This is a genomic window from Turicimonas sp. TL08 (assembly GCF_054660695.1).
In genome coordinates, this window is sequence record NZ_BAAGDP010000136.1 from 1 (window position 1) to 201 (window position 201).

Annotated in this window: 1 rRNA gene; it reads left to right on the forward strand. The window is 45.3% G+C overall.

The features are described from left to right. Window positions 1-149: 149 nt before the first annotated feature. Window positions 150-201, forward strand: a 5S ribosomal RNA gene (gene rrf / locus ACYQ4O_RS13255); the annotation flags it as partial.

Here is a 201-nt window from a genome sequence, read left to right on the forward strand (position 1 = left end):
TACTAATTGCTCGTGAGGCTTGATCCTATAACCGTGAAGCTTAAAGCCTACGTTGGTTGTAGCAAGTAAAGTAAAACAAAGCAGAGCTTAAATGCTCGTCAAGATTGATAAGAATTTCCGAGCATCGAAAGATGCAGAACAAGTTAAAGCCCGGAGGCCATAGCAGGGTGGAACCACTCCTTCCCATCCCGAACAGGACAG